This window comes from Bradyrhizobium sp. in8p8 (assembly GCF_000426845.1).
GTDB classification, from domain to species: domain Bacteria; phylum Pseudomonadota; class Alphaproteobacteria; order Rhizobiales; family Xanthobacteraceae; genus Bradyrhizobium; species Bradyrhizobium japonicum_C.
In genome coordinates this window covers 493400-519458 of record NZ_AUGD01000003.1, presented here as the reverse complement: position 1 = coordinate 519458, position 26059 = coordinate 493400, and the positions used below count along the sequence as shown (strand labels likewise).

Annotated in this window: 21 protein-coding genes; 3 read left to right on the top strand and 18 right to left on the bottom strand. The window is 63.4% G+C overall.

Annotation, left to right across the window (positions count from 1 at the left end; all coding sequences use genetic code 11):
- The first annotated feature begins 125 nt into the window (after window positions 1–125).
- On the top strand, window positions 126–344 hold the full coding sequence (locus K408_RS0112565; protein WP_024343470.1) for a helix-turn-helix domain-containing protein: 219 nt from the start codon (window positions 126–128) through the stop codon (window positions 342–344).
- A 199-nt stretch (window positions 345–543) separates the two neighbouring features.
- Here the strand turns inward: K408_RS0112565 and K408_RS0112560 are convergent, their stop codons facing one another.
- From K408_RS0112560 to K408_RS37980, 7 genes are all read right to left on the bottom strand, one after another.
- Window positions 544–1590 (bottom strand): IS110 family RNA-guided transposase, encoded by a 1047-nt coding sequence (locus K408_RS0112560; RefSeq protein ID WP_024343494.1) that lies wholly within the window; start codon window positions 1588–1590, stop codon window positions 544–546.
- A gap of 74 nt (window positions 1591–1664) precedes the next feature.
- Window positions 1665–2321 (bottom strand): cation efflux transmembrane domain-containing protein, encoded by a 657-nt coding sequence (locus tag K408_RS37990; RefSeq protein ID WP_024343495.1) that lies wholly within the window; start codon window positions 2319–2321, stop codon window positions 1665–1667.
- Between the two features lie 23 nt (window positions 2322–2344).
- On the bottom strand, window positions 2345–3217 hold the full coding sequence (uppP, locus tag K408_RS0112550) for an undecaprenyl-diphosphatase UppP (protein WP_024343496.1): 873 nt from the start codon (window positions 3215–3217) through the stop codon (window positions 2345–2347).
- A gap of 118 nt (window positions 3218–3335) precedes the next feature.
- The gene (locus K408_RS0112545) at window positions 3336–4070 is read right to left on the bottom strand and encodes a cytochrome c biogenesis CcdA family protein (RefSeq protein WP_024343497.1); all 735 of its coding nucleotides are present in this window, start codon (window positions 4068–4070) and stop codon (window positions 3336–3338) included.
- Window positions 4071–4072: 2 nt separating this feature from the next.
- Window positions 4073–4597, bottom strand: a complete 525-nt coding sequence (lspA, locus tag K408_RS37985; RefSeq protein WP_044411231.1) for a signal peptidase II — start codon at window positions 4595–4597, stop codon at window positions 4073–4075.
- A gap of 81 nt (window positions 4598–4678) precedes the next feature.
- Window positions 4679–7648, bottom strand: a complete 2970-nt coding sequence (locus tag K408_RS0112535) for a heavy metal translocating P-type ATPase (protein ID WP_233203725.1) — start codon at window positions 7646–7648, stop codon at window positions 4679–4681.
- Window positions 7649–7861: 213 nt separating this feature from the next.
- Window positions 7862–8410 carry an MAPEG family protein gene (locus tag K408_RS37980; RefSeq protein ID WP_024338471.1) on the bottom strand — a complete coding sequence of 183 codons (549 nt, stop codon included), beginning with the start codon at window positions 8408–8410 and terminating at the stop codon, window positions 7862–7864.
- A gap of 236 nt (window positions 8411–8646) precedes the next feature.
- Between K408_RS37980 and K408_RS0112525 the strand changes: the two genes are divergently transcribed.
- Window positions 8647–10692 (top strand): NAD(+) synthase, encoded by a 2046-nt coding sequence (locus K408_RS0112525; protein WP_024338472.1) that lies wholly within the window; start codon window positions 8647–8649, stop codon window positions 10690–10692.
- 114 nt (window positions 10693–10806) lie between these two features.
- Entirely contained in the window at window positions 10807–11220 is a 414-nt protein-coding gene (locus K408_RS0112520; protein ID WP_024338473.1) for a MerR family transcriptional regulator, read from the top strand.
- Between the two features lie 200 nt (window positions 11221–11420).
- Here K408_RS0112520 and K408_RS0112515 read toward each other — a convergent pair whose 3' ends face one another.
- The 11 genes from K408_RS0112515 to K408_RS0112465 form a co-directional block, all read right to left on the bottom strand.
- Complete coding sequence (locus K408_RS0112515; protein ID WP_006022612.1) at window positions 11421–11744, bottom strand: DUF736 domain-containing protein; 324 nt, start codon at window positions 11742–11744, stop codon at window positions 11421–11423.
- Between the two features lie 581 nt (window positions 11745–12325).
- Window positions 12326–12766: a hypothetical protein gene (locus tag K408_RS0112510; RefSeq protein WP_006022613.1), complete on the bottom strand. Its 441-nt coding sequence runs from the start codon at window positions 12764–12766 to the stop codon at window positions 12326–12328.
- A 142-nt stretch (window positions 12767–12908) separates the two neighbouring features.
- Window positions 12909–13076 carry a hypothetical protein gene (locus K408_RS42725; RefSeq protein ID WP_006022614.1) on the bottom strand — a complete coding sequence of 56 codons (168 nt, stop codon included), beginning with the start codon at window positions 13074–13076 and terminating at the stop codon, window positions 12909–12911.
- Between the two features lie 178 nt (window positions 13077–13254).
- The gene (locus tag K408_RS0112500) at window positions 13255–13659 is read right to left on the bottom strand and encodes a hypothetical protein (protein WP_155248356.1); all 405 of its coding nucleotides are present in this window, start codon (window positions 13657–13659) and stop codon (window positions 13255–13257) included.
- A gap of 133 nt (window positions 13660–13792) precedes the next feature.
- Window positions 13793–14716 carry a DUF2493 domain-containing protein gene (locus K408_RS0112495; protein ID WP_006022616.1) on the bottom strand — a complete coding sequence of 308 codons (924 nt, stop codon included), beginning with the start codon at window positions 14714–14716 and terminating at the stop codon, window positions 13793–13795.
- A 308-nt stretch (window positions 14717–15024) separates the two neighbouring features.
- Window positions 15025–16062, bottom strand: a complete 1038-nt coding sequence (locus K408_RS0112490) for a DUF7146 domain-containing protein (protein WP_006022617.1) — start codon at window positions 16060–16062, stop codon at window positions 15025–15027.
- Window positions 16062–20375, bottom strand: a complete 4314-nt coding sequence (locus K408_RS0112485) for a strawberry notch family protein (protein ID WP_006022618.1) — start codon at window positions 20373–20375, stop codon at window positions 16062–16064. Before K408_RS0112485 ends, K408_RS0112490 begins: the two co-directional genes overlap by 1 nt.
- Window positions 20376–20524: 149 nt before the next feature.
- Complete coding sequence (locus K408_RS0112480) at window positions 20525–20938, bottom strand: hypothetical protein (protein WP_006022619.1); 414 nt, start codon at window positions 20936–20938, stop codon at window positions 20525–20527.
- Between the two features lie 166 nt (window positions 20939–21104).
- Window positions 21105–23243: a ParB/RepB/Spo0J family partition protein gene (locus K408_RS0112475; protein ID WP_006022620.1), complete on the bottom strand. Its 2139-nt coding sequence runs from the start codon at window positions 23241–23243 to the stop codon at window positions 21105–21107.
- 187 nt (window positions 23244–23430) lie between these two features.
- The gene (locus K408_RS0112470) at window positions 23431–24549 is read right to left on the bottom strand and encodes a DUF3800 domain-containing protein (RefSeq protein ID WP_006022621.1); all 1119 of its coding nucleotides are present in this window, start codon (window positions 24547–24549) and stop codon (window positions 23431–23433) included.
- A gap of 151 nt (window positions 24550–24700) precedes the next feature.
- On the bottom strand, window positions 24701–25894 hold the full coding sequence (locus K408_RS0112465) for a hypothetical protein (RefSeq protein ID WP_024338475.1): 1194 nt from the start codon (window positions 25892–25894) through the stop codon (window positions 24701–24703).
- Window positions 25895–26059 lie beyond the last annotated feature (165 nt).

Genomic DNA, 26059 nt, shown 5'->3' with positions numbered 1-26059 from the left:
CTTGCCAGAACTACGACTTCTCTATTCGGGCCAATCGGATAGCGAGGCTTCCCGCGCGCTCCGCTGGCTCATTTACATACTATAGTTGATAAACTCAAAGTATGTAAATCACGATCCTCCTGCGCATGGATATGCGCAAATTGGTCGGCCGGAACTTCGCCCGCCTGCGTCGGGAGAAAGGCCTGACCCAGGAAGAGGTCGAAGCGCGCTCCGGTTTCAGTCAACAGTATCTCAGCAGCCTTGAACGCGGCCGGAGGAACCCGACCGTGATCACGCTTTATGAATTGGCTCAGGCCCTCGGCGTCAGCCACATGGAATTGGTCCGGCCCGACGATCAGCTTTGAGCCGTATTCCCGCGAGGATCATGCTTCTCTTCGTGGTCGGCACGAGGCCGCCACAGGATGGGATCAGAAGAGCCGGCGGAGCAATCTATAATGCGGCTTCGCGTTGGACATGCCGACGCTGCCAAGTCGTATTTGCGAACTCACCGTCCCTCGTCCCCTCGCAGGGAGACGCCTCAGTCAGACTTGCGCCTGACCGAACCTATGTCAGAGGAGCGGCGGCCTCTGGCCGCTTACCCCAGTCGAACTCAGTTCCATCCACCCACATGCGATGCAGTATGACACCGATGCGGCGAGCGAGGGCGACGATCGCCTTCTTGTGGCCTCGACGTCGCGAGACCTGAGCAGCCCAAGCCTTTAGGGTGGACCAGCGTTTTACGCGAGTCAGTAGCACCTGTGCTGCCTCGTAGAGCGCGCTGCGCGTCATGGCGTCACCCCATCTCGAAATGCGGCCGGTGCGATCCACTTCGCCGGATTGGTGCTTGCGCGGCGTCAGACCAAAATGGGCACCAACGGTTCGCGACCGAGTGAAGCGAGATGGGACATCGACCGTTGCCCGGAAGATGAGCGCTACGAGCGGGCCGACCCCCGGCACCGTCATAAACCGGCGCGAAACAGTGTCGTCCCGCGCGAGACGGACAAGCAAATCGTCCAACCGACCGAACTGCTCCCGCAGCGATCGCCGCGCCAACAGGAGCGTATCAGCGACTATGTGTAGGTCGCTTCCTGCGATCAGTTCCCGTACTCGCGGCTCGAAATCGCGCGCCGTGACTTTGCCGAGGTGATATCCGAAGTTTCGGATGAGACCACGGATTTCATTTTCAACATCCTGGAGCTTGTTTCGCAGGAGTTGGCGGGCCGTCAGGACGGTCCGAAGGCGCTGGCTTGTCGGCGTCTTGACGTGGACGGGTTTGAAGAGGCCGACGCGCATCATCTGCGCGATTCCGCGCGCATCATGCCGGTCGGTCTTGTTGAGTTGCGCGGAGAGAGCCGCCTTCATGTGCCGGGTCTCTACACACACGATGGGAATGCCGGCTTCGGCTAAATGCCCATAAATGTGCTGAGACAGCATCCCTGCTTCGAGACCGACGCGGACGACTGGAAGCGGGAGCGACAGGATATGCTGCGCAATCTCTTCCGGATTGGATGAAAGCTTTCGTTCATGCGCTACCTGCCCATCGGCGTTGACAACGCAGAGATTGATTGTTCGGGCGGAAACATCCAGCCCAATATAATAGCTTTGAGACATGCCGAACTCCTCCGAATCAAGAGTCGACACGTCTCATAACCAATCTACAGACCATTTTGTAAACTACGACTATTTCAGTCGTTCTCGGGACTAGACTGGCCCTTGGGCCGCGACGAGCCATCACCTATTGCATCGTGCGCCTCCTTCAGGATATTCCAGCCACCCTTGAGCACGATGCCGCCAACCAGCAACCCGATGATTAGGTCAGGCAGCGGGGACGCGAAGAACATGACCGCGGCACCCGACGCGACAATGCCGGCGTTCGCCAGCATATCGTTCGTCGTAAAGATCCAGGACGCTTTGAGATGCACACCTCGATCCCGATGCGACCGCAGCAGTTTTAAGCAAACTACATTAAGCGCGGCATTGGCGAGAGCCGTGACGATCATGGCGAGGCCGATTGGCTCGGCACCCACGAAGAAACGGCGAAGCACCTCCACGAACAATGCAAGTCCAAAGGCGATCAGAAGCAAACCCGAAAGACGCGCCACTCGCACCTTTGCCACGATCGTCCGGCCGACGGCATAAAGGCTGACGGCATAAACGCCGGCATCTCCCAAATTATCCAGGGCGGCACCCAAGAGACCTGTCGAGTCTGCGATAACGCCGACGACACCGGCCACGATCACCTGCAAGAAGTTTATGGCAAGAACCCAGATAAGAGTCCTGCGTTCGGCGGCATTGCTCGCGTCAAGCTCGATTTCACCTTCTTCTTGTTGTTTTTCACTCATACACGTTTCCGATATTTTGCATCTCAAGTGAAATAGCCCAAAGCAACCGCCCAGATGAGTACGATACCGAGAACACCTCGGTAAATAACAAACGGCCAGGCGGAAAAACGCTCGAGAACGCGCATCAGCCCCCAAATCGCACAGAACGCGGAAATAGAAGCCACGACGAGCCCGACAAGAAGTAGTGACCAGCCGTCGGCGGAAAGCTGCACTTTGTGGAGTTCCCAGAGCTCCTTGAAGCCAGCCAGGGCGATTGCCGGCAGGCCAAGAAGGAATGAGAACCGCGCCGCCTCATCTCGCTTCAGGCCGAGGGCGAGCGCCGCAGTCAAAGTCGAGCCTGAACGCGAAACGCCAGGAATCAGCGCTCCGATTTGAGCAATTCCCACGATCATTGCATCGATGGCCGATGTGTTCTCAAGCGTTCGTCGGTGCCGGGCAAAAATCTCCGCGAGCGCCAGGAGGACAGCCATGACGATGCACGCCCAGCCGATGACTTCGAGAGTACGAAGCGGCGAGCCGCACGCGTTCAACGCTCCAGACAAGGAAAGGCCGGCAATACCGATCGGGATCGTGGCAAGGAGAATTCCGACCGAGAAGCGGAAGTGTCGATCTCGGAAATCCCGATTTGCGACGGCACGCAGCGAATTGGTGGCTAGTTGGCTCACGTCGCTCCAGAAATAACTGACGACTGCAGTAAGCGCTGCAAGCTGCATGGCGGCTGAAAAGGCTGAGCCAGGATCCTGCCAACCGAGCAGCGCAGGCACGATCCGCATATGGGCGGTCGAAGAGATCGGTAGCAACTCGGTGATGCCTTGGACAAGTCCGAGCAGGGCGACCTTGCCATAGCCTAGCGCCACGAATCCGGTGTCGACGCCTTGAGTACACGCTCCCGTCATTCTGGCTCCCGGTTGTTGCGCGGCGCGGGCGCGCCCCGATGAATCACGCGCCAAAGTTCGGCGGGGGTTCTGAAGCCGACTGACGAGTCGCAGCAATTCGCGGCAGCCAGCGAGTCCCTCAACCGATCGCTCCCAGCATCGGAAACGTCATCAGCATCCAAATGGCGATCTCCTGCAACCTCCCGGTCATCATCAAAACGCCGACGCCGATCATGACCGCACCACCGCCGATGTTCAGCGCGGCACCGACGCGGCGCATGCGCTTCAATGCGGCTGCCGCGTTTCCCATGAAGAGGGCCGTGAGGAGAAACGGCACACCGAGGCCGAGGCCGTAAGTTCCGAGAAGAATCGCGCCGTTGCCTGATGACGTCGCGGTTACCGTGAGGATGGAGCCCAATACCGGGCCAATGCAGGGCGTCCAGCCGAAGGCAAAGGCGACACCCAGCAGGAAGGCGCCGACCGGTCCATTGACCTGGCGCGGTCCGTTCCATCGGCGGTCGGTCATGAGTATCGGGAGGCGAAGGAGCCCCGTCATCGCCAAACCGAAGACAATGACCAGAGCTCCGCCGATCAGGTTGGTTTCCATCTGGAAGCGTTGGAGAAGGCCGCCGAGGGCCATCGCGCTGACTCCAAGCAGCACGAATATGGTCGTGAACCCGAGCACGAACAGCAGCGCAGGGCGGAAGATGTGAAGCCGGGATACCGCATCACTGCTGCCGGTCGTGCCGGCGCCACCAGCGACATAGGACAGGTAGCCCGGCACGAGCGGCAGGACGCAGGGTGAAAGGAAGGAGATAGCGCCGGCAGCGGCCGCTGTCGCCAGCCCGAGCAACGATATTTCCAGCGCCGCCATGCTCAGCGCTTCCCGTTGCTAAGCGGCTCCTGCGTGCGAAGCACCGGTTGGGTCGAAAAAAGCGATCCAGCCAGGAGCAGCGCGACGCCAATGCTGATTGCAACATCCGCCATGTTGAAGGTCGGCCAATGCCAGTTGCCTATGTGAAAATCGAGAAAGTCTGTCACCGCGCCTTGATGCACGCGGTCAACGATGTTGCCGGCGGCGCCGCCGGCGATCAAACCGAGAGCCGTTGCTTCAATGGTCCTGCGGGTCCGCATTGCCCAAACGAGAAGACCGACCGTGATCGCCACTTTGATCCCGGCCAACACCAACGGATGCTCGAGGAAGACATCTTGGAACATCCCGAAGCTGACTCCGGTGTTGAAGCCGAGCGTCAGGTTGAAAAAGGGCACAACCTCGATCACGCGTGGCGGGACCATGACGGCATTTATGATCAACCACTTCGTAGCAACGTCGAAAAGAAGCGCGGCCACAAATGCGCCGCCAACCCATATCGCGATATTTCTAGCGGGACGTTCGGCCACGATGATTCCTTGTGTTCTTCGGGTTCTGATCGGCATTTCTGTCGTCAGCGGCCGCCCCAATACAGGGCGGCCGCTATTGGCTCAATGCGCAGTTGCAGGGCGAGCCACAGTGGAATGCTGGCGCTCCTGTGCTCGAACCTTTGCGCCGCCGACTGGGCCACCATCTCTCTGGCGCTGTTCCCGATTGAGGAGCCGCAAACCGTTGAGAACGACCAGCAGGGAGGCCCCAACATCGGCGGCGATCGCGCCCCAAAGGGATGCGAGACCGATCACCGTCAGCACTGTGAACAACAGCTTCACGGCGATCGAGAAGGCGATATTCTGCCGAATGACGGCGAGCGTGGCTCGTGAATGGCGCACGAGCCAGGGAAGTCTGGAGAGGTCGTCCGACATCAGGGCGACGTCTGCCGTTTCGATGGCTGCGTCGCTCCCCATTGCGCCCATGGCAATGCCGAGATTGGCGCGGCCCATGGCAGGGGCGTCATTGACCCCGTCACCCACCATGGCGACGACGCCATAGCGCCGAACCAGGTCCTCGACGGCCGTGACCTTGTCGCCGGGCAGAAGTTCCGCGCGAACTTCATCAATGCCGGTCTGCTTGGCAATCGCCTCGGCGGTGGCCCGATTGTCGCCTGTCAGCATCACCACTTTTTCCACGCCCGCCCGATGCAGCGCGGTGACGATATCCTTGGCTTCAGCCCTCACAGCATCGGCAACAGCGATCAGTCCCCAGACTTCCTGGCCGTCGCCAACGGCGACAATGGTCCGGCCAGCGCCGGAAAGTGTGTCGGCGCGTTCCAGGATGGCCGGTGAGCCGACCGCGCGTTCATCGAGGTAGCGGCGTGACCCAAGCCAGACTTCGCGACCGGAGACGCGGCCGGTCATGCCGCGACCCGTGATGGCCTGGACGGCCTCGGCCGGTTGTGCGGCAATGCCGTTTTCTGTTGCCCTCGCCAAAATAGCGCGGGCGATGGGGTGCTCGCTGCGCGCCTCGAGGGCTGCTGCTAACCGAAGAAGGTCATCCTCGTTTCGGCTGCCGAGCGCCAAGATCTCCACGACCTGAGGACGTCCTTCGGTGAGCGTCCCCGTCTTGTCCATGGCGATTGCTTTCAAGCGCGCCGGCGTCTCGAGATGGACGCCGCCTTTCACCAACACGCCCTGCTTCGCAGCTCCCGCAAGGGCAGCCACAATGGTCACGGGCGTCGAGATGACAAGGGCGCAGGGGCAGGCGATCACGAGCAATACGAGGGCGCGATAGAACCAAACCTCCCAGCCACCACCGAGCAACAGCGGCGGCACCAAAAAAACGGCTATCGCGAGCGCCATAACGACGGGCGTATAGACGCGTGCAAATTTCTCGACCCACTGCTCGCTGGGAGCCCGCCGGCCCTGCGCGGAGCCGACCATGCGGATGATCTGCGCGAGCGTGGTATCGCTTGACGCCTTGGTGGTCACGACGTCCAGCGCGCCTTCGCCGTTGATGGTGCCTGCAAAAACGTCGTCTCCTTCCGATTTGAAGACCGGGACGCTTTCGCCGGTGATCGGTGCCTGGTTGACCTCACTCTCTCCGGCGGCCACACGGCCGTCGAGCGGTACTTTATCGCCAGGTCGAATAATGATGTGCGAACCGACACGGACTTCGGCTGCCGGCACGTCTCTCTCCGTGCCGTCTTCAAGCATGATGCGCGCGGTCGGCGGCGCGAGCTCCATCAGGGCCGCCACGGCCCGCCGCGCTCGGCCGAGGCTCCAGGCCTCGAGAGCAAGGGCGAGCGCGAAGAAGAACGAAACCGTTGCGGCTTCGAACCAAGCGCCAATTCCGATCGCACCCACGACGGCGATCACCATCAGGAGGTTCATGTCGGGACGCAGGCGCCTGGCCGCGAGCCAAGCCTTCGGGGCCACGTAACGCACAGCACAAAGCGCGGCGAGCGTATAGAGAATGACGCTTAGCAGCGGCGTTGCACCTGCACCATGTTCGCCTGCCTCGAAGGCCGCGATGATTCCACCTCCGACCCAGGCGTGAACCGCAAATCCGATCGCGACGAACAGGCCGCTCGCAGCAGTCAGCCATGATTGAATGCGTCTGCGCCGCTCTTCTGCCCGTGCCCCTTCGCTGGTGGCGCCCTCGGTCCAGGGCTCCGCCTGCAGGCCGGCGCGTACAACGGCCTTCTCGATCTTGGCCTCCAAGGCGGCGTCAGGCGCCATGTCGATCGACATGCGGCCGTTAAGAAGGTCGAAAGCGAGCTTGTCCTCACCAACGAGCGGGCCGACTTCGCGCTTCAGGGCGGCGATCTCGTCGGCACAATCCATGCCATGGATTCGATAGACAACGCCGCCAGGCAGATTGATCGGCGGCGGGCTGAGGGCTTCCTTCACGTTGGTCGCGCAACCGCACGCGGATCCTGCGGCATCGCAGGTTGCCTGCTCAGCAACGGCCGGCGCTGTCCACAGCTCAGCCCGCATCCCGGTTCGCGCGACCGCCTGTTCGATCTCTTGGAGGGTTGTCCCGCTCTGAGGTGCAATGGTCATCGCACCCTGCGAAGTGTCGAAGGCGAGCTTATCCTCGCCAACGAGCGGTCCCAGTTCCCTGGTCAGAGCAGCCACCTCATTCTTGCAGTCGAGGCCGCGCACACGCAGGAGCATGGTTTCGGCCGAACCATCCTGGATGAGAGAGCCTGACATCCCGGTTCTTGAGATGCCGCTCACGAGTTCGTCGATCGAGGCACGGTGCTGAGGCGCGACCGTCATCAACCCCTTTGCTGTGTCGAAGGCGAGCCAGTCCTCACCGCCAACCAGAGGGCCGATTTCGCGCTTGAGCATCGCGACCTCGTTTTTGCAATCGAGGCCCTCGACCTTGAACAGCCACGCCGACGCGGAGGACTTATCCAGCTCAGCCAGCAATTGTGCCCTCATTCCAGTGGTAGCGACCGCCTGCTCAATGGTATCGAGTGCCGGAGCGGTCAGGCCCGCGACCTCCATGACACCGCCCTTGGTGTCGAACGACAACTTGTCCTCGCCACCGACGACGGGACCGACCGCGGCACGAAGCATCCGAACTTCGTTCTGACAATCCAAGCCCTCAACCTTGAAGCGTAACGTGCCTAAGGTGCTTCTAGCCTCGGCTTCAATAGTCATTGCGGTCTCCTAAATTTGCTTATTCTCTCGAGCCCGGCTCGAATCCTTTCACGCACCATACATTCTGTAGTGGCTACAGGAGCAAGAGGCCTTTCAATCGTTTTTTGCCGTCCAAGCGAGCGACAGACGTCAGCGTCCGGCGGCTATCAGCCCGACCACAATTCCATAGCTCGCGATTATTGAGGCGCCGGTGAGCGCCATGCCAAAAGCCCGGCCTGAGACTCGTTTGGCGTAGCCGAATGCAAAGGTGATGCGGCCAACCAGAAACAGAGCAACCAGCAGCGGTATGAGCACCAGTTCGGTTTCTCGCAGAAGCGCTGCTAGGGTCAGATGTGCGCCAAAAGCCAGTACTGTCTGCTCCAATGAATTCTGCAGCACCGCGGCACGCACGGCGATTGCCGGGCTGGGTTTGCCGAACGCCGAGCCCCGTATATCCGCCGGCGAATAGAACCTGCCTCTGCTCACCGCGCCGACGCAGCCGGCCAGCCAGAGAAACATGAGAATACTCGCCTTCAACGTGAACGCGATCCGCTCACCGAAGTCCATCTCTGGGCTGAGGCCGAACAATTCAGGAGGCAGCCAGGCATAGCCAACCACAAGGACGACCGCCGCGAAGGCGAGCGCGACGGCTGAGGCTCGGACAATGCCCACCTGGTCAGAACTGAGCCTCTTGAACACTGTCCTTGCTCCTTGTCGTCCTCCGCCGCCTGCCTGTGGTGATGAAAGACCGGGGGCGACCACTCATCGCGCGTGGGTTCACACGCCCCGATCATAGGTATATAAATCCTGTAGTAACTACAGAATCAACCCTTGCGAGGGGTCGAGGCCGTGACTGAACCCGGTCGCCGTAACAGCGGTCACGGCCACTTGGTGCCGAGATCGGGCACCGCAAGAACACGAGATGAGACCGGCGGATGAGCTTCTATTCGATTTATCAGCAGGGTTTCGTTCGCGTGGCTGCCTGTACACCGAAATGCGAAGTCGCCGATCCCAGCTACAATGTCGCTGAGACGCTCGCGCTCGCCCGCGACGGTGCGCGCCAGGGTGTTGCGCTGATGGTGTTCCCGGAATTGGGCCTCTGCGGTTACGCGATTGACGATCTTCTCGGCCAAGCCGCGTTGCTGCAGCGGGTGGAACAAGCGATCGAGGAAGTCGCGGCCGCGAGCCGCGAGCTTTCGCCGGTTCTGCTCATCGGCGCGCCGCTGGTGCGGGAAGGACGACTCTACAATTGCGCTGTCGCCGTCCATCGTGGGCGCATTTTGGGTGTTGTTCCCAAAGGACATCTGCCGAATTATCGGGAATTCTACGAAAAGCGTTGGTTCGCTTCGGGCCGAAACTTGAAAGGCGCTACCATCGAGATCGCTGGTCAGTCCGTCCCCTTCGGAATGGATATGATTTTAGCGGCCGAGGATTTGCCAGGCTTCGTCTTCCACGTCGAGCTGTGCGAGGACGTATGGGGACCGGCTCCGCCCAGCGACTTTGCCGCGCTCGCTGGCGCTCTCATCCTTACCAACCTCTCGGCCAGCAACATCACTGTCGGCAAGGCCGAAACCCGCCGGCTGCTCTGCGCAACCCAATCGGCGCGGTGCTGGGCTGCATACATCTATTCCGCGGCCGGTCCGGGCGAGTCGACGACGGACCTCGCTTGGGACGGTCAAGCCTGCATTTATGAACTCGGGCAGCTGCTGGCAGAGACCGAACGGTTCCCGCAGGACTCGCAAATGGCCATCGCCGATGTCGACGTTGATAGGCTCAGACTGGAGCGCCTGCGCACCGGCACCTTCAACGAGGCGGCCATCGCACAAGCTATGCCTGAAGACAGGTTCCGGCGTATCGGCTTCCGGTTCGAGCCGTCGATGACGGACCTCGGGCTGCGCAGGGCCGTCGCGCGCTTCCCCTATGCTCCAGCCGATCCGGCACGCCTCGACCAGGACTGTTATGAGGCCTACAGCATCCAGGTCCAGGGGTTGATGAAGCGCCTTCAGGCGACGGGCATCCGCCGCGTCTGCATCGGGGTCTCCGGTGGTCTGGACTCCACTCACGCGCTGATCGTGGCGGCGAAAGCGTTCGACCGGCTAGGCTGGCCCCGGTCCGACATTCTCGGCTTCACGATGCCGGGCTTCGCGACGGGGGAGGCCACCAAGGCAAATGCCTGGACGCTGATGCGTAGTCTCGGCGTCACCGCCGAGGAGATCGACATCAAGCCGTTGGCGCAGCAGATGCTGGCGTCACTTCAGCATCCGTTCGCGCAAGGCGAGCCGGTTTACGACGTGACGTTCGAGAACGTGCAGGCGGGCCTGCGCACGGACATCTTGTTCCGTGCAGCCAACCAGCGAGGCGCCATGGTGCTTGGCACTGGCGATCTGTCCGAAATCGCGCTCGGCTGGTCGACCTACGGTGTCGGCGACCATATGAGCCACTACAACGTCAACGCGTCGGTGCCGAAAACACTCATCCAGCATTTGATCCGCTGGGTGGCACAGTCAGCCGCCTTCGATGAGGCAACGAACGGCACGTTGCTCTCCATTCTTGACACTGTGATTTCGCCAGAACTCGTGCCGGCCGGCGAAGGCGGCGCCTTACAAAGTACGGAGGAGAAGATTGGGCCTTATGAACTGCAGGATTTTACCCTGTTTTATTTGACGCGCTATGGCCTGAAGCCGTCGAAGATCGCTTTCCTGGCCTTCCATGCCTGGCGTGACGCCACCGCCGGAGCTTGGCCTCCACAGTATCCGGAAGAGCGCCGTCGCGCATATGATCTGCCCACAATCAGATCGTGGATGGAGGTGTTCCTCTATCGCTTCTTCACGATCAGCCAGTTCAAGCGCTCGGCGTCGCCGAACGGCCCCAAAGTCACTGCTGGCGGCTCGCTGTCGCCGCGCGGCGATTGGCGCGCTCCGTCGGATGGCAACGCCCGCCTCTGGTTGGAGGAGTTGCGCGCTCACACGCCGTCGGAATGAACGTGCCCTGAGGGTTGGCGCTCAGCGGCCAACGGCAATCGGCGCACGGATGCCGATGACGCTTCCGCCCAGTTGTTATCCCTACTCGAACCACCGTTACGGAATGAATTCGCCATGATCACCATCGGAGCCTTGTCACAACGGACAGGCGTCAATATCGAGACAATCCGCTACTACGAGCGGATCAATCTCATCCCGCCGCCGCCCCGCACAGAGAGCAGGCGGCGCCTCTATGAAGCAGAGGATGTTCGGCGACTGACGTTCATACGCCATTCCAGGGATCTCGGCTTCGACATCCCGGCTATTAAGACGATGCTCGCTCTGCAGGAAAGGCCAGAGTCCTCTTGTGAGCAGGTGAGCCGAATTGCCACCGATCAGCTCGAAGCCGTCGAGGTGCGGATCCGACGCCTTCTCGGACTTAAGAGCGAGCTCACTCGGATGATCAAATCGTGCGACAATGGGAAAGTCGCATCGTGCCGGATCATAGAAGTTTTAGCTGACTCACCCAACTCGCATGATGCCCCCTGAATCGCTGAGGAATTCAGGAACATCCACGACTTTGTTGGCTAGGGAGTGCCCGAATACCCCATCTATAATAGTCGTTCTTTGCGCCCATTGCGAGGGTAATCGGCGTCTCAGGGCTGGCGGTGCCCTCGCCGGGCGGCCGAAGTGATTCGCGCTAGCAGTGGAAAGGCCCCGGCCTGTTCGGCCGGGGCCTTGCTCGGGGCTCAGTCGCCGCGGCGGGTCGGGCGGGACCAGATCAGCGAGTGGGTGTCGCCGTCCTCGTCGTCGAAGAGGTTGGCGTAGATGGGGGCGTTGAAGCTCGGATCGTCGAGCTTGAGGCCCAGATAGTCGCGGCCCTCGTTGGAGCGCTTGGACCAGGCGGCGCCGATTTCCGCGCGGCCGACCAGAACCCGGTGGCTGGGGGCGTTCTCGCCGGTGGCGCGGGTGTCGGGGACGATGCGCACGCCCTTGGCTTGGACGCTGAGGGTTACGATTTCGCCGGTGAACTCGTTCGAGCCGGTCTTCTTGAAGGTGCCGATGGTCGCCATTGTAAGTCTCCGTTTCGTTTTCGGGACCGCTCCATTGCGGCCTCGATGGCGATCGACAGGCCGGAGGCGACCGACGCCGCATCGCTTGCGACCGGAGCAACGCGGAGGATGGCAGGAACGACTTTGTTGTTTCGCGAGGAATGACGGCCTTGGCCGGCAGGGGAAGAAAGTCGGGACGCGCCGTTGCGGCATAGGCGGTCGAGGCGCAGCCGTCCTTCGGTCAGATCAGGCCATTGGAGAGGCCGTTCGGAGCGGTCTGGAGACAATCAGGAACGGAAGATCATGGCGACCCGGTCGCAACCAGCAGACGGCGCAAGCTGAAGATCATCTGCGACCCGTCCTCCCCTTGTACAGGCGAGGGTCGAGCTTTCGTTTCGAAGTCGGCCAGTGGAGATGACGCCCTCGACTTCGTGTTGCACCGTTCCCGCGCACAGAGGCGCCGAGCAGAAATCCGGGCGCTGTTGAGGCGGCCGCACGATGGGCTTCAGTCAGGTTCCGGTGACGCGGCTCCCTCTCCAACTGCACAACGCTGAGGGCTGAAACCCCCGACTGGTCGTCCCGGCGACGGTTCCGTCGTGGTGTCAGGCTGGTGCAATGCCCTGGCTGGACGGGCCGGTGCTTGCCATCCCAGCGACGCGCGCGAACGCGGTGACGCCGACCGCGACCGCACCGATGACGGAGAACACGAGCTGCCAGGTCTCCGACGGCATGGTGTGTTTCACGATGCCATGCGTGGCGTGGAAGCCGGCGATCGCCGCGGGTGCGACAAATGCCAGCGCGATCAGCAGGCGTGCCCAGAGCGGGCGGACAATTCCAAGCAAGAGCTGCCCCACGCCCAACGTCAGGCCGGCGCCGAGCATGCCGATAAGGATGGCGCCGAGCCAGCCCGCGCCAGTGTCATAGGCCCAGGTGCCGGCGGTCACGCCCGCGAAGAATGGCAGTGCGAACACCGCGAGCGTGAACAGCAACCAGCACAAGATGCCGATGGCTGCGAAGGATAGGACAATGCCGAGGATAATCATGGTGGTGTCTCCGAAAGAGCAAATTCTGACGGTCGCGCCTTCCACCACCACCACGGCGCATTCGGGAGCATAGCAAAAGCTGTGCTCCGTCGGGAGCGGAAACCGCAGGGGTCTCCGCGTCGCCTGGAAGGGTGGCGCGCCGTCATGGCGCGAAGGGATCGACCTCGTGGACGATCTCCGAGACGTCGCCGTCGTATTCGTTTGCGGGTGTCACCGAGAGAGTGCCGTCGCCCGCGCGGAAGATGACGATGACGGCCATCAGCGTGGTGGCGAGGCTGAAGGCGAAGGCGTGTGCGTCGGGGAAGGACATCGATCCGGCTCCTGTTTCGAGCGGAGGACCATCCCCCCGCTGACAGGCGCCCGATGTGTTCGGCCGATGGCCGCAATCACCGCGCAGGCAACGCCGGCGCGGCGGCACGCTATGCGTAGTCCGACCCTTTACGGGTTGATGGCGTCAGGCCATCGGCTGGACCAAGGACCAGCGCCATTCAGCGGGGAGTGGTCTTCTCCGGGCTGGGAGCCGAGTCGATGTGGCCGTGACGTTGGTGAAGCCGTACTGTCTGCGCGAGCTGCCGTGCGACCTCACCTGCGTCATCCGCAAAGCCTGGTGGCCATTTCCTCGACGGCTCGCGCTGAAACCCGCCACGCTGAAAATGCGGATGGAGGTGGCTGATAATCCACTCGATGCGTGAAGGAGGCACCAAGCCGGCTTGAGCCGAATAATGGAGTGCCTTGGCGAGATCGTGCCCGATGTTCGCGCGGTTCCAAACATCATCGGTCGCGACGTTAAGCAGATAGGATTTGAGGAGGAGTTCGATGGCAATTGCAATCGCATGAAGGGCTTGATTGTCGAATCCTTGATCCGCCGCCCATTCGGCGGCTGCAGCCTTCACGGTGGCATTCTCCAGGAAAACCGCAGCGAGAACGGCGTCCGAACGTGCCGGTTTCGGGAGTGGCTTCAGTCGCTGCATTCGTTGCGTTATGCCATAGGCTTGGCCGTTTAGCAGGTGCCCGATGCGGCGGCGCTTACGCGCCGCCGAATTTCCACACCGGGATGCCGAGCTTCTTGGCTTTGTCGGCGAGGTTGTCATTGATGCCGGTGCCGGGGAAGTGCAGCACGCCCTTCGGCAGGATTTGCAGCATCTCGTCATTGCGTTTGAAGGGTGCTGCCCGGCCGTGCTTCGTCCAGTCGGGTGCAAAGCCGATCTGTGGGACATTGCGATTCCTGGCCCAGAGAGAAGCGATCTTCTCGGCACCCTTCGGCGACTTGCCGTGGATCAGCACCATGTCGGGGTGCTTCTCGTGAACCTGGTCGAGCTTGGCCCAGATGAGGTGATGGTTGTCGAAATCGAGCCCGCCGGTGACGGCGATCTTCGGTCCAGGCGGCAGGAGCACTTCCTGCTCGGCACGCTTCTTCGCCATGATGAAGTCGCGGCTGTCGATCATCGCCGAGGTGAGGTTGCGATGATTGACCTTCGATCCTGACCGCGGGAGCCAGGCTTTGCCGACCTGGCGTTCGTAGTGCTCGGCGGCCTGGTCGCGCATCAGTTCGAAGGCGGTCTGGCGTTCGACCTGTGTCTTGCCCTCGGCGATCAGGCGCTCGAGATCGACCGACTTCACCTCGCTGCCGTCCTGTTCGCGTTGGGAGCGCTTTTGGGCCTGCTCGTTGTCGTCGAGCTCGCGGTTGATCCGTTCGGCGGCGCGATGAAAGACGTTCACGGTCGACCAGAGGAGATCGTCGAGGTCGGGTTCGAGGCGCGTGTCCTCCAGGGTCACGATCAGGGCGTCGAAGATGTCGGCGACCGCGCCCGCGACCGCGTTGCCGTCCGGCAGAAGCCGCTGATCGGGTTCGTCGGCGAAAGGCCGGTAGCCGTGGAGCTGCAATTCGTTGAGGACGTGGTCAGTCGGTGAGGATTCGTGGTGCGGTTCGTAGTCGTCGAGATCGCGCATCGGATGCTCCGTCGGATGGACCGCGACCGTCGCGGCCTTCATGGCGACGAAGCACACCGGCGGGGCGGCCCTGCACCCGGAGCGCGAGCGAGGGCCGGAGCGTCAGCGGAGGATGGCGGAGGCCGGCTATTTTGTTTCGCGATGGAAAGCGGCCCCTTGGGGCCGCGCCGGAAAATAGTCGGCCGCAGCCATTGCCGGGCCGGCCTGCCTGTGGGCCGATCGCCCTCTCGAAGGCCGAGGCGCGGTCCTCTCCGATCCGCTGCGTCTGAGCGAGTACGGCGGCGGGGCCGCTGCCGCTTCCTTACCGGCTATGCCGCCAGCGCCATGAAGCGTGCGACGTCCTGCGGCCCGAGCTGTACCCGAGTCTGACTGCGCAATGTCGCGATGCCGAGGGTGCGGAGATCCTCGTTGAAGTCCCCGAGCTGTGGAGAGATCACGATCGCCTCGATCCCGGCCGCGTTCGCCCGTTCGATCAGGCTGTCACGCGCACCATCGCCTGCCGGATCGTCATCGCGCAGGATGTAGAGCCGCCGCAGCGTGTCCGGGAACAGGATGGCGGCGAGATGTGCCGCGGAGAGCGCCGCCACCATCGGCATGTTGGGCACGACCTGGCGGATTGAAAGGACCGTCTCGATGCCTTCGCCGGCTGCCATCACTTCGCCACCAGCGCCAAAGCGGACCGCGTTGCCGAGGAGATCGCCCATCGCCCGGCGCGGGGTTTCGAATGGCGCCTTGTCGTGGCGTCGTGAGTCGAGCCAGGTGCGATGCGCCCCGGTGATCATGCCGTCGAGGTCAGTGACAGCGGCGATCATGGCCGGCCAAGTCTCGGTCGGCGCATGCTCGTCCGGGCGATAATAGCAGTGCGGGTGGAAATACAGATTTCCGGCTCCACGGAGATCCGTAATGCCGCGTTGCCGGAGATACGCCGCGACGATTGTGCCCGCAATCGGCTGCGACATGCGGATGAGGCGCCGTGCGGCTTCGGGCGATCCATGTGGTGCGGGCGCCAGCGGCTGGAAGGCGGAGGGTTCCGGCGCTGGTGGTGGCATGCTGAGGAAGAGCCGAGCCTCGTCGGCGACATCCTTGAAGTCGATGAGGCCGCAGCTCTCGCGGATGACGTCGAGGAGGTCTCCATGCTCGCCGGTAGCGGCGTCAGTCCATTTCCCGGCGGGGCCTTTGGGCGAGTCCTTGAGCCGGACGTACATCGAGCGGCCCTTAGTGTTACGGGCGTCGCCCACCTGCCAGTAGTTGCCCTGACGGTGGCCATTGCTGAGATAATGGCGGCACACCGCCTCGGCCTGTCGGCCGAGACGTTGCGCGAGATCGGATGCGTCGAGACGGGCCATCACGCTGCCTCCCGCTCGCCGACGCGCTGGATCGGGTAGGTGCCGATCAGCTTGCCGATGATGGTCGCGCCGTCCGCGCCGACGGGCACGAAGAAGCGGAGCTTCCACGAGATGATCTCGCTGAAGAGGCCAAAGGCGCGCAGGCGCTCGCGCATCGCGTCGGTGAAGCCGGAGAGTTCGATGCGATCGGCGCCCATGACGCGCACGCGACGGAGTTGGAGGCCTTCGGCGAGATCGAGGATTGTCTTGCCCTCGATGAGCGCGGCATAGGCATGGTCGGCGGACAGGTTCGTCGTTCCGACTGTCGTGGCGTTGGCGACCCATGCGGGCGACACGCGGCGGCCGATGATCCGTTCCCCGTCATCGGTCTGGAGCCGATAGACACGGCTCGACTCGTTGGGCAGCCGCTTCCAGATCGGCAGCAGCAGGCCAGCGACGATGTGGATCGTGGAATCGGAATAGGCTGGCACCTCCGCGATCTCGGCGTTCCAGGCGGCGGTGAACTCGGCGCGACTGGCGGCGATCCAATGGCTTTCGTCCATCATGCGGATGGAGGCGTGATGCTGCTCCATCGGCCGGATCAGCCGCACGCGGCGTTCGATCTCCCCGTCGTCGAGCATCAGCGAAGGCGCTGGAAGCTGAACCGCGGCGCGGTGGGAGCGCTCGTTGACCAGCAACTTGGCGACCGGATCGTCGAGCCAAGCCATCGCCTCCTCGGCGGTCATCGGCCGGTTGCGCTCGCGCTGTTGGATGGTCAGCAGGCTGGTTTCCGCGCCGGTGCCGGGATGGGTGTAGATGGTCTGGCGATCGGTGACGACGAAGCTCTCCGCGCGCAGCGTCTCCAGTCCGATGTCGTAGATGCCGGCGGCGATCGCGCCCTCGACCTTGGCGGTCAGAAGCTGCTCGAAGGCGGCGAACAGGACGTCCTGCAGGTCGATGGTGAGCGCGAGCAGGCGGTTGAGAAAGGTTGTGATCGGCGGGAGCTCGTCCTTGATGCCGTTGTCGTCCATCAGCTTCAGGCCGGTCGTGTCCTCGAACCGCTGGAGCGAGCACCCTTCGATCTTGCCGCGGACGATCAGGATGTAGAGCTGGCGAAGCGCATCGCGCGCATAGTGGCTCTCCAGATTGTCCTCGGGTCGGAACAGGCCCTGGCCGCCGGTCTGGCGCTGTCCGCGCGTGATCGCGCCCAGCGTGTCGAGCCGGCGCGCGATGGTCGATAGGAAGCGCTTCTCCGCCTTCACATTGGTCGCGATCGGACGGAAGAGCGGCGGCTGCGCCTGGTTGGTGCGGTGGGTGCGGCCGAGGCCTTGGATCGCGGCGTCGGCTTTCCAGCCCGGCTCAAGCAGATAGTGGACGCGAAGCCGCGTGTTCCGTGCCGACAGCTCCGCATGGTAGCTGCGGCCCGTACCGCCGGCATCGCTGAACACGAGCACGCGCTTCATGTCGTCCATGAAGGCCTGGGTCTCGGCGAGATTGGCGGACGCCGCGCGGGTCTCGACCACAAGGCGCTGTCCCTTGCGCACGATACGACGCGAGCGGCCGGTGACTTCGGCCACCACGTCCGCGCCGAAATGCTGGACGATCTGGTCGAGCGCGCCCGGCACCGGCGGAAGGCTCGCGAGTTTCTCGATCAGCTCGGTGCGGCGGGCGACCGCCTCGCGGCTCTCGACCGGCTGGCCGTCGCGAAAGACCGGACGCGAGGACATATTGCCCTCGCCGTCGCTGAAGGGCTCGTAGAGCTGCACCGGGAAGGAATGGGCGAGATAATCGAGGACATATTCGCGGGGCGTGATGTCGACGCGAATGTCATTCCACTCCTCGGTCGGAACTTCGGCCAAGCGCCGTTCCATCAGCGCCTCGCCGGTCGAGACGATCTGGATGACCGCGGAATGCCCGGCCTCCAGGTCCGCCGCGATCGAGCGGATCAACGTCGGCGTCTTCATCGATGTTAGCAGATGACCGAAGAAACGCTGCTTGGCGCTTTCGAAGGCGGAGCGCGCGGCGGATTTGGCCTGGCGGTTCAACGTCCCGGTCGAGCCGGTGATGTTGGCCGCCTGCATGGCCGCATCGAGATGGTTGTGGATGATGGCGAAGGCGCCGGCATAAGCATCGTAGATGCGCCGCTGCTCGGCGGTCAGCTCGTGCTCGACCAGCTCATATTCGACGCCGTCGAACGACAGCGATCGGGCGGTGTAGAGGCCGAGCGCGCGAAGGTCGCGGGCAAGCACCTCCATCGCCGCGACGCCGCCGGCCTCGATCGCCTCGACAAACTCGGCGCGGGTCGAGAAGGGAAAATCGTCGCCACCCCACAGACCGAGGCGCTGCGCGTAGGCAAGGTTCTGGACCGTGGTGGCGCCGGTGGCGGAGACATAGACGACGCGGGCATTGGGCAAGGCGTGCTGCAGGCGAAGCCCCGCGCGCCCTTGCTGCGAGGGCGTGACATCGCCCCGTTCTCCCTTGCCGCCGCCAGCGTTCTGCATCGCGTGCGCCTCGTCGAAAATGATCACTCCGTCGAAATCGGAGCCCAACCATTCGACGATCTGCTTGACCCGCGAAACCTTCTCGCCGCGGTCGTCGGAACGCAGCGTGGCATAGGTTGTAAATAGGACGCCTTCCGGCAGAGCGATCGGCTTGCCCCGCGGGAAGCGCGAGAGCGGCGTGACCAGCAGGCGCTCCATGCCGAGTGCGGACCAGTCGCGCTGCGCATCCTCAATCAGCTTGTCGGATTTGGAGATCCAGACCGCCTTGCGCCGGCCCTGCATCCAGTTGTCGAGCACGATGCTGGCCGACTCGCGCCCCTTTCCGACGCCGGTGCCGTCGCCGATGAAGAAGCCGCGGCGGAAGCGGACGACGCCGTTTGCATCATCGGCGGCGGCCGCCACGACATCGAAAGTGTCGTCGATGGTCCAGGAACCTGCGAGAAAATCGGAATGGGCTTCGCCCGCGAAGATCAGGGTTTCGAGCTGGGAGTCTGAGAGCGAGTCCATGATGGTCGCTGGCAGCGTCGGCCGATAGCTCGGCTTGGGCGGGGCGACCGAGGCCATGGCGGCGGATTGCACGAGCTTGGTGGGATGGGCCTGAGAGCCGGGAATACGGATCGTCTGCAATCCGTATTGCTCGTAGATCGCGTCGCTGAGGCGGGCGCCCTCGGCCGGGGTCCAGTCGACGGTCTCATAGGCGAGCGGCACGCCCTCGGGATCGGCGAGGCCCACGCGGGTCGCCGATGTCGCCGCGGTGCGCGCGAGATAGCCGCGAACGGTGCGCGGCGTGGCGCCGGTCGGCATGACCTGAACAGCAGGCGCGACAGCCAGGCGCGGCGGCACATGCTCGGCGATCCACGTCATCAGCGTGGCGATGTCGGGAGCGGTGCCGGGGGACGCCGGAAATGCGGATGGCTCGTCGGCCGGGATCTTGTCGATCACGGTCAGCCGGGTTTCGACGGTCGTGCCGTGCTTGGCATAGACTGAGCCATGGACGGCGGCGGTGAACACGACGCGGCCCCTCTCCTGCAGGCGGACGAAGGCGTCGCGCCAGGCCGGTATGTCGGGGCCGAAATTCGCGCCGGTGATCGCGACCAGGCGCCCGCCATCGGCGAGCCGCGCGAGCGCGGATGCGAGATGGCGATAGGCTGCGTCGGCGACACGCCCCTCGACATTGGCGAGGACCGAGAATGGCGGGTTCATCACCACGATTGTTGGGACGGTCGCCGGGTCGAGATGATCGTCGATCTGGGCTGCGTCGAAGCGGGTCACGGGAATGGCCGGAAAGAGGGAGGAGATGAGTGCGGCCCGGGTTTCGGCGAGTTCGTTGAGGACAAGCGTGCCGCCGGCGATCTCGGCGAGGATGGCGAGCAGGCCGGTGCCGGCCGATGGTTCGAGCACGCGATCGGCGGGTGTGATGGCGGCCGCAGTGATCGCGGCCAGGCCGAGCGGGATCGGCGTCGAGAATTGCTGGAAGGCCTGCGCCTCCTCGGAGCGGCGCGTGTGGGTGGGCAGAAGTCCCGCGATCTTGCCGAACAGAGGAACCGCCGCAGCCGGAGACCCGGCTTTGCGCAAAAGCGCCTTTCCGTATTTGCGGAGCATGAGGACGGTTGCGGCTTCGCAGGCGTCATAGGCGTCCTTCCAGTCCCAGGCGCCGGCAGTATCGGACGCGCCGAAGGCGGTCTCCATGGCGGTGCGCAAGACCGCGGCGTCGATGCGCTCGCCGCGCTCGATGTGAGGAAGGAGGAGAAGTGCCGCGGCATGGATGGCGGCAGCGTCGGTCGGCTGATCGGCGGCGGTCGGCAGCGCCGCCGCAAGGGTGTGAGCATTCATGGGAGACGTCCTCGGGAGAGCGGAGCGGGAAAGCCCGCCGGCGCTCTCTCTCGGACCGGACGGGCTCAAACCCGTCCCGGCCTTCCTCTCGCTCTCAAGGGGCGCGGCCCGGCCGCGCCATCAAGCGACAGACAATGGTCTCGATGATGTCAGGCACCATCGCCGCCATCGATCACCTCGGCGAGCCAACCGTTGGTATAGATCCACGCCACAGTTTCGCCGGTCGCGAGATCGAGGACATGCGCGCCGCCACCGAAGCCATCGAGACGCGGCCGGGAGCAGGTGTTGGCGTACTGAAAGCCCCATCGGCCGGTGAGGTGGAATTCGGCGGCGCAGCGTATGACGAACTGGATCAGCCGTTCGGGATCGCCGGTGACATCGTCGCGCATCCAGAGTTTGGAGCCGCCATGCTCGGGCTGGATGGACAGGAGGAAGCCATCGGACGGCGGTTCCTCGGATGCTCCGTCCTCGGACAGTTGGTTGTAGAGATCGAGCGCGCGGGCTGCGGTCTCGGGCGTGCCGACATCGAGCAGGCATGAGAAATGGGTGAAATAGTCGGCCATGAGGCCACTCCCGGAGAGCAGGGAACGGGAGAGCCGGCAGGCGCTCTCTCCTCCATGTCCGGCTCGCCACGTCCGGGCCAAACTCTCCCTCTCGATCGGCGCGCATGAAAAAAGCCCGACGCCCCCGAAGGGACGCCGGGCTCGTCAAGTCAGATGAGGACCGCCGTCACTCCGCGGCGGCGAGGTGCCGTTCCTCCTCATCATCGGTGTTGGTCTCCTCGTCATCGCCGTCGAGGAAGTCCGGCAACGCCTCGTCGCCCTCGCCAGAGTCCGCCTCGGTGCTTTCGGCATCGGCGCCGGAATTGCGCAGCGGTTCGGGCAGCCAGCCCGTCTCGGCGAGGAGACGTTCGGCTTCGGTCGCCATGTCGCCCTTCTTCAGATGTGCGATGAGTTGGGCGGCGCGCTCGCCGGCGCCTTCACGCACCGCTTCGAGGATGCGGGGCTTGGTGACGCGGCCGAGATAGTTGGCGACGGTCGGCCGCCACCCGGCTTCGGCCATGTCGAGCCCGACCGCCAGCGACAGGCGATCGGCTTCGGCGATGCGCTGTTCGACACTATGCGCCGAGACACGGCCACCGTAGCGATCGGCCCGCTCATAAAGCGCATTGACGCCGAACGAAGCGCAATGGGCGAAGAGTTCGGCCTGTTCGGGGCCAGTCAGTGCGGCCAGCCCATCCCAGAGATCAGCGACTTTGGCCGGGAGCCGTTTGCGCCAGCTATCGTGCCGGGCCTCGATCGCCTTGGCATAGACGCTGTCACGAAGCCCTTCGGGCTGCGAATGGAAGGTCGTGCCCCGCACGCTGACCTCCATCGCGAAGCCGTACTGGCTGCCGCCGTAGAACACGTCCTGGCAGAACTTGTGCAGGACGGCGACGAAGGCGACCGAGGGATCGGTGGCGAGCTTGTCGCGGAGCGCGAGGGTGCGATCGGCGGTCAGCTCCGTGATCAGTCGATCGGGGAGCGGCTTGATCGTGTCGTCCTCGTCCTCCTCCTCGGGCTCGGCAGGTTTGCCGCAGATGGTGATGACCGCGCGCTGGACCGAAGGCGACGCCGGATAGTCAGCGTCATCGTCGCCGCCATCCTGCTCTTCACCCTCGCCATCGCCCGCCTGGTTGGCGATCTCGTCCTCGGGTCGGACATAGCCGCGGTCGATCGACAGCGTGCCGTCGGCGTCCAGGCTGACGAAGACCCCGGCGATCGCGATGTCGGCGGGTTCGTAGTGGACCGGCCGCTCGTCGAAGCTGGCGAGCGCGGTTTCGATTTCGCCAAGGCGCTGATCGATCTCGTCCGGCAACTCGTCGGCGTTCTCATATTCGGCCTCCAGCTTGGCGCACTCGGCGTTGAGCGCCTCGATGGTCGCCTGTTCGTCAGCCGTCAGGTCGAGCGGCGTGCCCACGATCTCGCGCAGGCCGTGGGTGGCGCCATAGGGGAAGCTCATCGCCACCTCGATCCATTTCCAGCCTTCGCCGGCGATCGCTTCGGCGGAGGCTTTCAGCTTGTCGGCGACCAGGCGATCGAGCAGCGCAGGATCCTGCAGCCAGCCGCCGTCGTCATCCTGGAAGAGATCGCGCAGCACGCAGCCGCCGTTGGTTTCATAGGCATCGATGCCGACGAATACGGCCCGCTTGTCGGATGCGCGGACGGCGGTCTCGGTCAGCATGCGCCGGATCTGGTAGGGTTCCCTCTGCCAGCTATTGCGAACCGACTCCCAGACCTGCTCCTGACGCGCATGATCGTTGGTGACGGTGAAGGCCATGAGCTGTTCGAGCGTGATGCCGTCCTCGGCATAGATATCGAGCAATGACGGCGAGACGGCCGCGAGGCGAAGCCGCTGCTTCACGACCTGGACGGACGCGAAGAATGCAGCCGCAATCGCCTCCTCGGTCATGCCCTTCTCGCGCATCGCCTGGAACGCGCGGAACTGGTCGAGAGGATGCAGCGGGGCGCGTTCGATATTCTCGGCCAGCGACACCTCGTCGACGAGGATGTCGGCATTGGCGTCCGACACCACGCACGGCACCTTGGAGGTCTTGGTGAGGCGCTTCTGCTTGACGAGGAGCTGCAGCGCGCGGAAGCGACGCCCGCCCGCCGGCACTTCGTACATGCCGGTTTCCTGGCCGTCGGCATCGAGCACCGGCCGGACGTGGAGGGACTGGATGAGACCGCGCCGGGTGATCGACTCGGCCAGCTCGTCGATCGAGACGCCAGCCTTGACGCGGCGGACGTTCGACTGGCTCAGCACCAGCTTGTTGAAGGGGATGTCCTGCGCCGACGACAGGGTGATCTTCTGAATGGCAGTTGCCATGAGACTTACTCCGCGACGGGCGCCGAAAGCCTCTCTCTCGACCCTAAACCCGTCACGAAGCGAAGCACCGCCCTCTCACTCTAGGAGGGCAGCGACACCATCAAACGCCATCGGTAAGGTCACTGCCAGAACCGGCGATGATCCCGCGCCAGTCCTTCGTATTCGCCCATGACGGCTTGATGCCGCCCTAGAAATTCGAGCGCGGTTCGATGCCGAGGAAGCGGATCATGTTGTCGGGCGCGACGAAGTTGACACCCGAACCCAAGCTGCGGTCGCCTGTTGCGACGAGGCGGCGGAAAATCGCTACCTTGTCAGGATGCATGGGGGCGCCGCCCCACACAGCGTCCTGTACATATCGCGCGATGAAACCGGCGAGGACGTCGGCGACCTGAATGCCGATAGAATCGTGCGATCGCTGGAATTGCAGGTCGGCCGCCTGCGAGAATTCGAAGTCGGCCGTCTGCAGGGGCAATTTCACGCCAAGCTGCGCCAGGTCCTCTGCGAGCTTCTTGTTGTGCAGAAGAATGTCTCCGAACTGCAATTGCTCGTCGTGGAACAGCGTCACGCCGGAAACCTGCTTTCGCGCGAAGCGATTGATCCGGGCGTAGATGTTGGTGAACGATGTCAGGTTCGGCAGAACCCAGAGCAGCTTCCCGGCGGGATTCTTGTCGGGAATCGGTAATGCCCGCTCGACGGCCTTGGCTTTCGGCAGCTTGCGGAAGTCCTTCAAGCTGTCGCGCGCAAAACGGATGATCCCCGCCGCCACGTCAGTAGGCGGAACTCCGCTTCCCTGCGCCCACCGAATTATTTGCTTGTAAAGTTCGCGTATTTCCGCGTGGTCTCTGCTTTGGCAACATGCGGCAAAGGCGTGAGCCAGCTCGGGAGGTGCATATAGCGCCATGTAGTTCGCCATAACGCCCTTCATCCAAAGGGCGCCAGGTTGAGTGTCGCATTCCCCCACATAGGGCACCACCATTCGCTCGATGATGTTCACGACAACGAAGAAGTGCTTGTCGACAAGCTCGATAAAGATTGGGGCGCGGCGCGTCTCAAGGAGGTCCAGAAGATCAAAGATGAAGCGCGGCTTGTCATAAGCCTGTTTTGATTTGAGCTCCGACGACTGGATGCGGTGCGCCTTTTTTAGTGCGCCCAATTTATCGGTGAAGTCCTGGTCGAGCGTGCAGCCGAATGCAGCCAAGGCGAACATGCGCTGTTCGACGAAGTAGGAGTCGATTTTGACCGTGCTCAGGTCGCCGGTATTGCCGCTTTCATCGATGTAATATTCCGCAGGCGCCTGCTCTAGCATTCTGTATCCAGTCGCTCGTTTGGCGATTGTGCTCCATGCCGCACCACTGAATAGGTGACCTGGATCTGGGCCACAAGACAGCCCGGAAACAGTATGGCTAGGGGACGCAAAGCCGGAGACACGGACAACCGCATCTCCGGCATTGCGGGGATCAGGCGGCGCGATCGAGCAGCTTCTTGGCCTTGCCTTCGAGCTCGAGCCGCGCGTCCTGGTGGGGCTTGTCGCGCGCGACGGCGGTGATGCCCTGGACGAAATCGAAGATGCTTTCCGGCGGGCGGCCTTCCTCGGCCAGCACCGCGTCGATGATTTTGCCCGTCTCGGCTTTCGAGAAGCCGCGGCGGCGCAGGAATTCGGTGCGCTCTTCGTCCTTGTGCGCGACGATGCGTTCGCGCGCCGCCTTGATGCCGGTGATGAACGGCTGCGGTGAGGAGTCCGCGAAGCTGAGCAAGGCCGGCGCCGCCTCATGGGCGAAGCGCGAAGCGGCGTATTTGGAATGGCGGATGGAGATCTCCTCGAAATCTTCGACGCCCCACAAATTGCGATTCTGGCACACGGCCCTGAGATAGAAGGACGCGATACCAAGGGTCTTGGCGCCCACTTCGCTGTTCCAGGCATAGAAGCCCCTGAAATAGAGATCGGGCGATCCATCCGCGAGCTTGCCGGCTTCGATCGGATTCAGATCGTCGACGAGGAAAAGGAAGACGTCGCGATCGGAAGCGTAGAGCGTCGTGGTGTCCTTGGTGATGTCGACGCGCGGATTATAGACGCCGGTCGACCAGTCGAGGACACCGGGCACTTTCCAACGGGTGTCGCCGGTGCCGTTGCCGGCGATGCGCTGCACGGCTTCGACCAGCTCGTGGTCGTAGATCCGGCCGTAGTCGGGGCCGGTCACGGCGCGCAGCTCGACGCGGCCGTCGTCGGTCTCGAGGGTCTTGATCTGCTCGGCGCGGTGGGCGGTCAGCCCATATTGCAGGTTGATGCCGGCGAGCGCGGCGGGGAGCTGCCGCAGATAGGCGGCCGGCGCGCCGACCTGGCTCGCGAGCTGACCGAAACTCCAGTGCGTCGGAGCGATGGGCTTGTCGGCGCCTGGTAGGATCAGGGCAAGCCGTTCGGGATCGGTGCGGCTGGCTTCGACATGGATAAGCGCGGATTCGACAACGCGCGTTCGGCTGCGCTCGGTGCGCTCGCGGACGGTCCGGCCGAGTTCGGCGAGCGAGAGATAGCGCTCGTCGTCGGGTCGCGAGAACCACTCCGAGGAAACCCGACCGATGCGCTCGCCGCGGTTGATGTCCACCTTCCAGCCGCCACTCACGTCGCGCCGGGCATCGAGAACCTGCATGTTCATGGGATCAAACTCCATGACGGGCGCCGGAAGACTCTCTCCCGACCCTCAACCCGTCACGGAAATCCGGTCCACACTCTCACTCTAATGAGGGCGTTGCGGGGTCTCCCCGCAGAAGGGGTCGGCCGAGACCCTGGGCTCGGCCGCAGGGGAAGGCTTTCCCCTCCA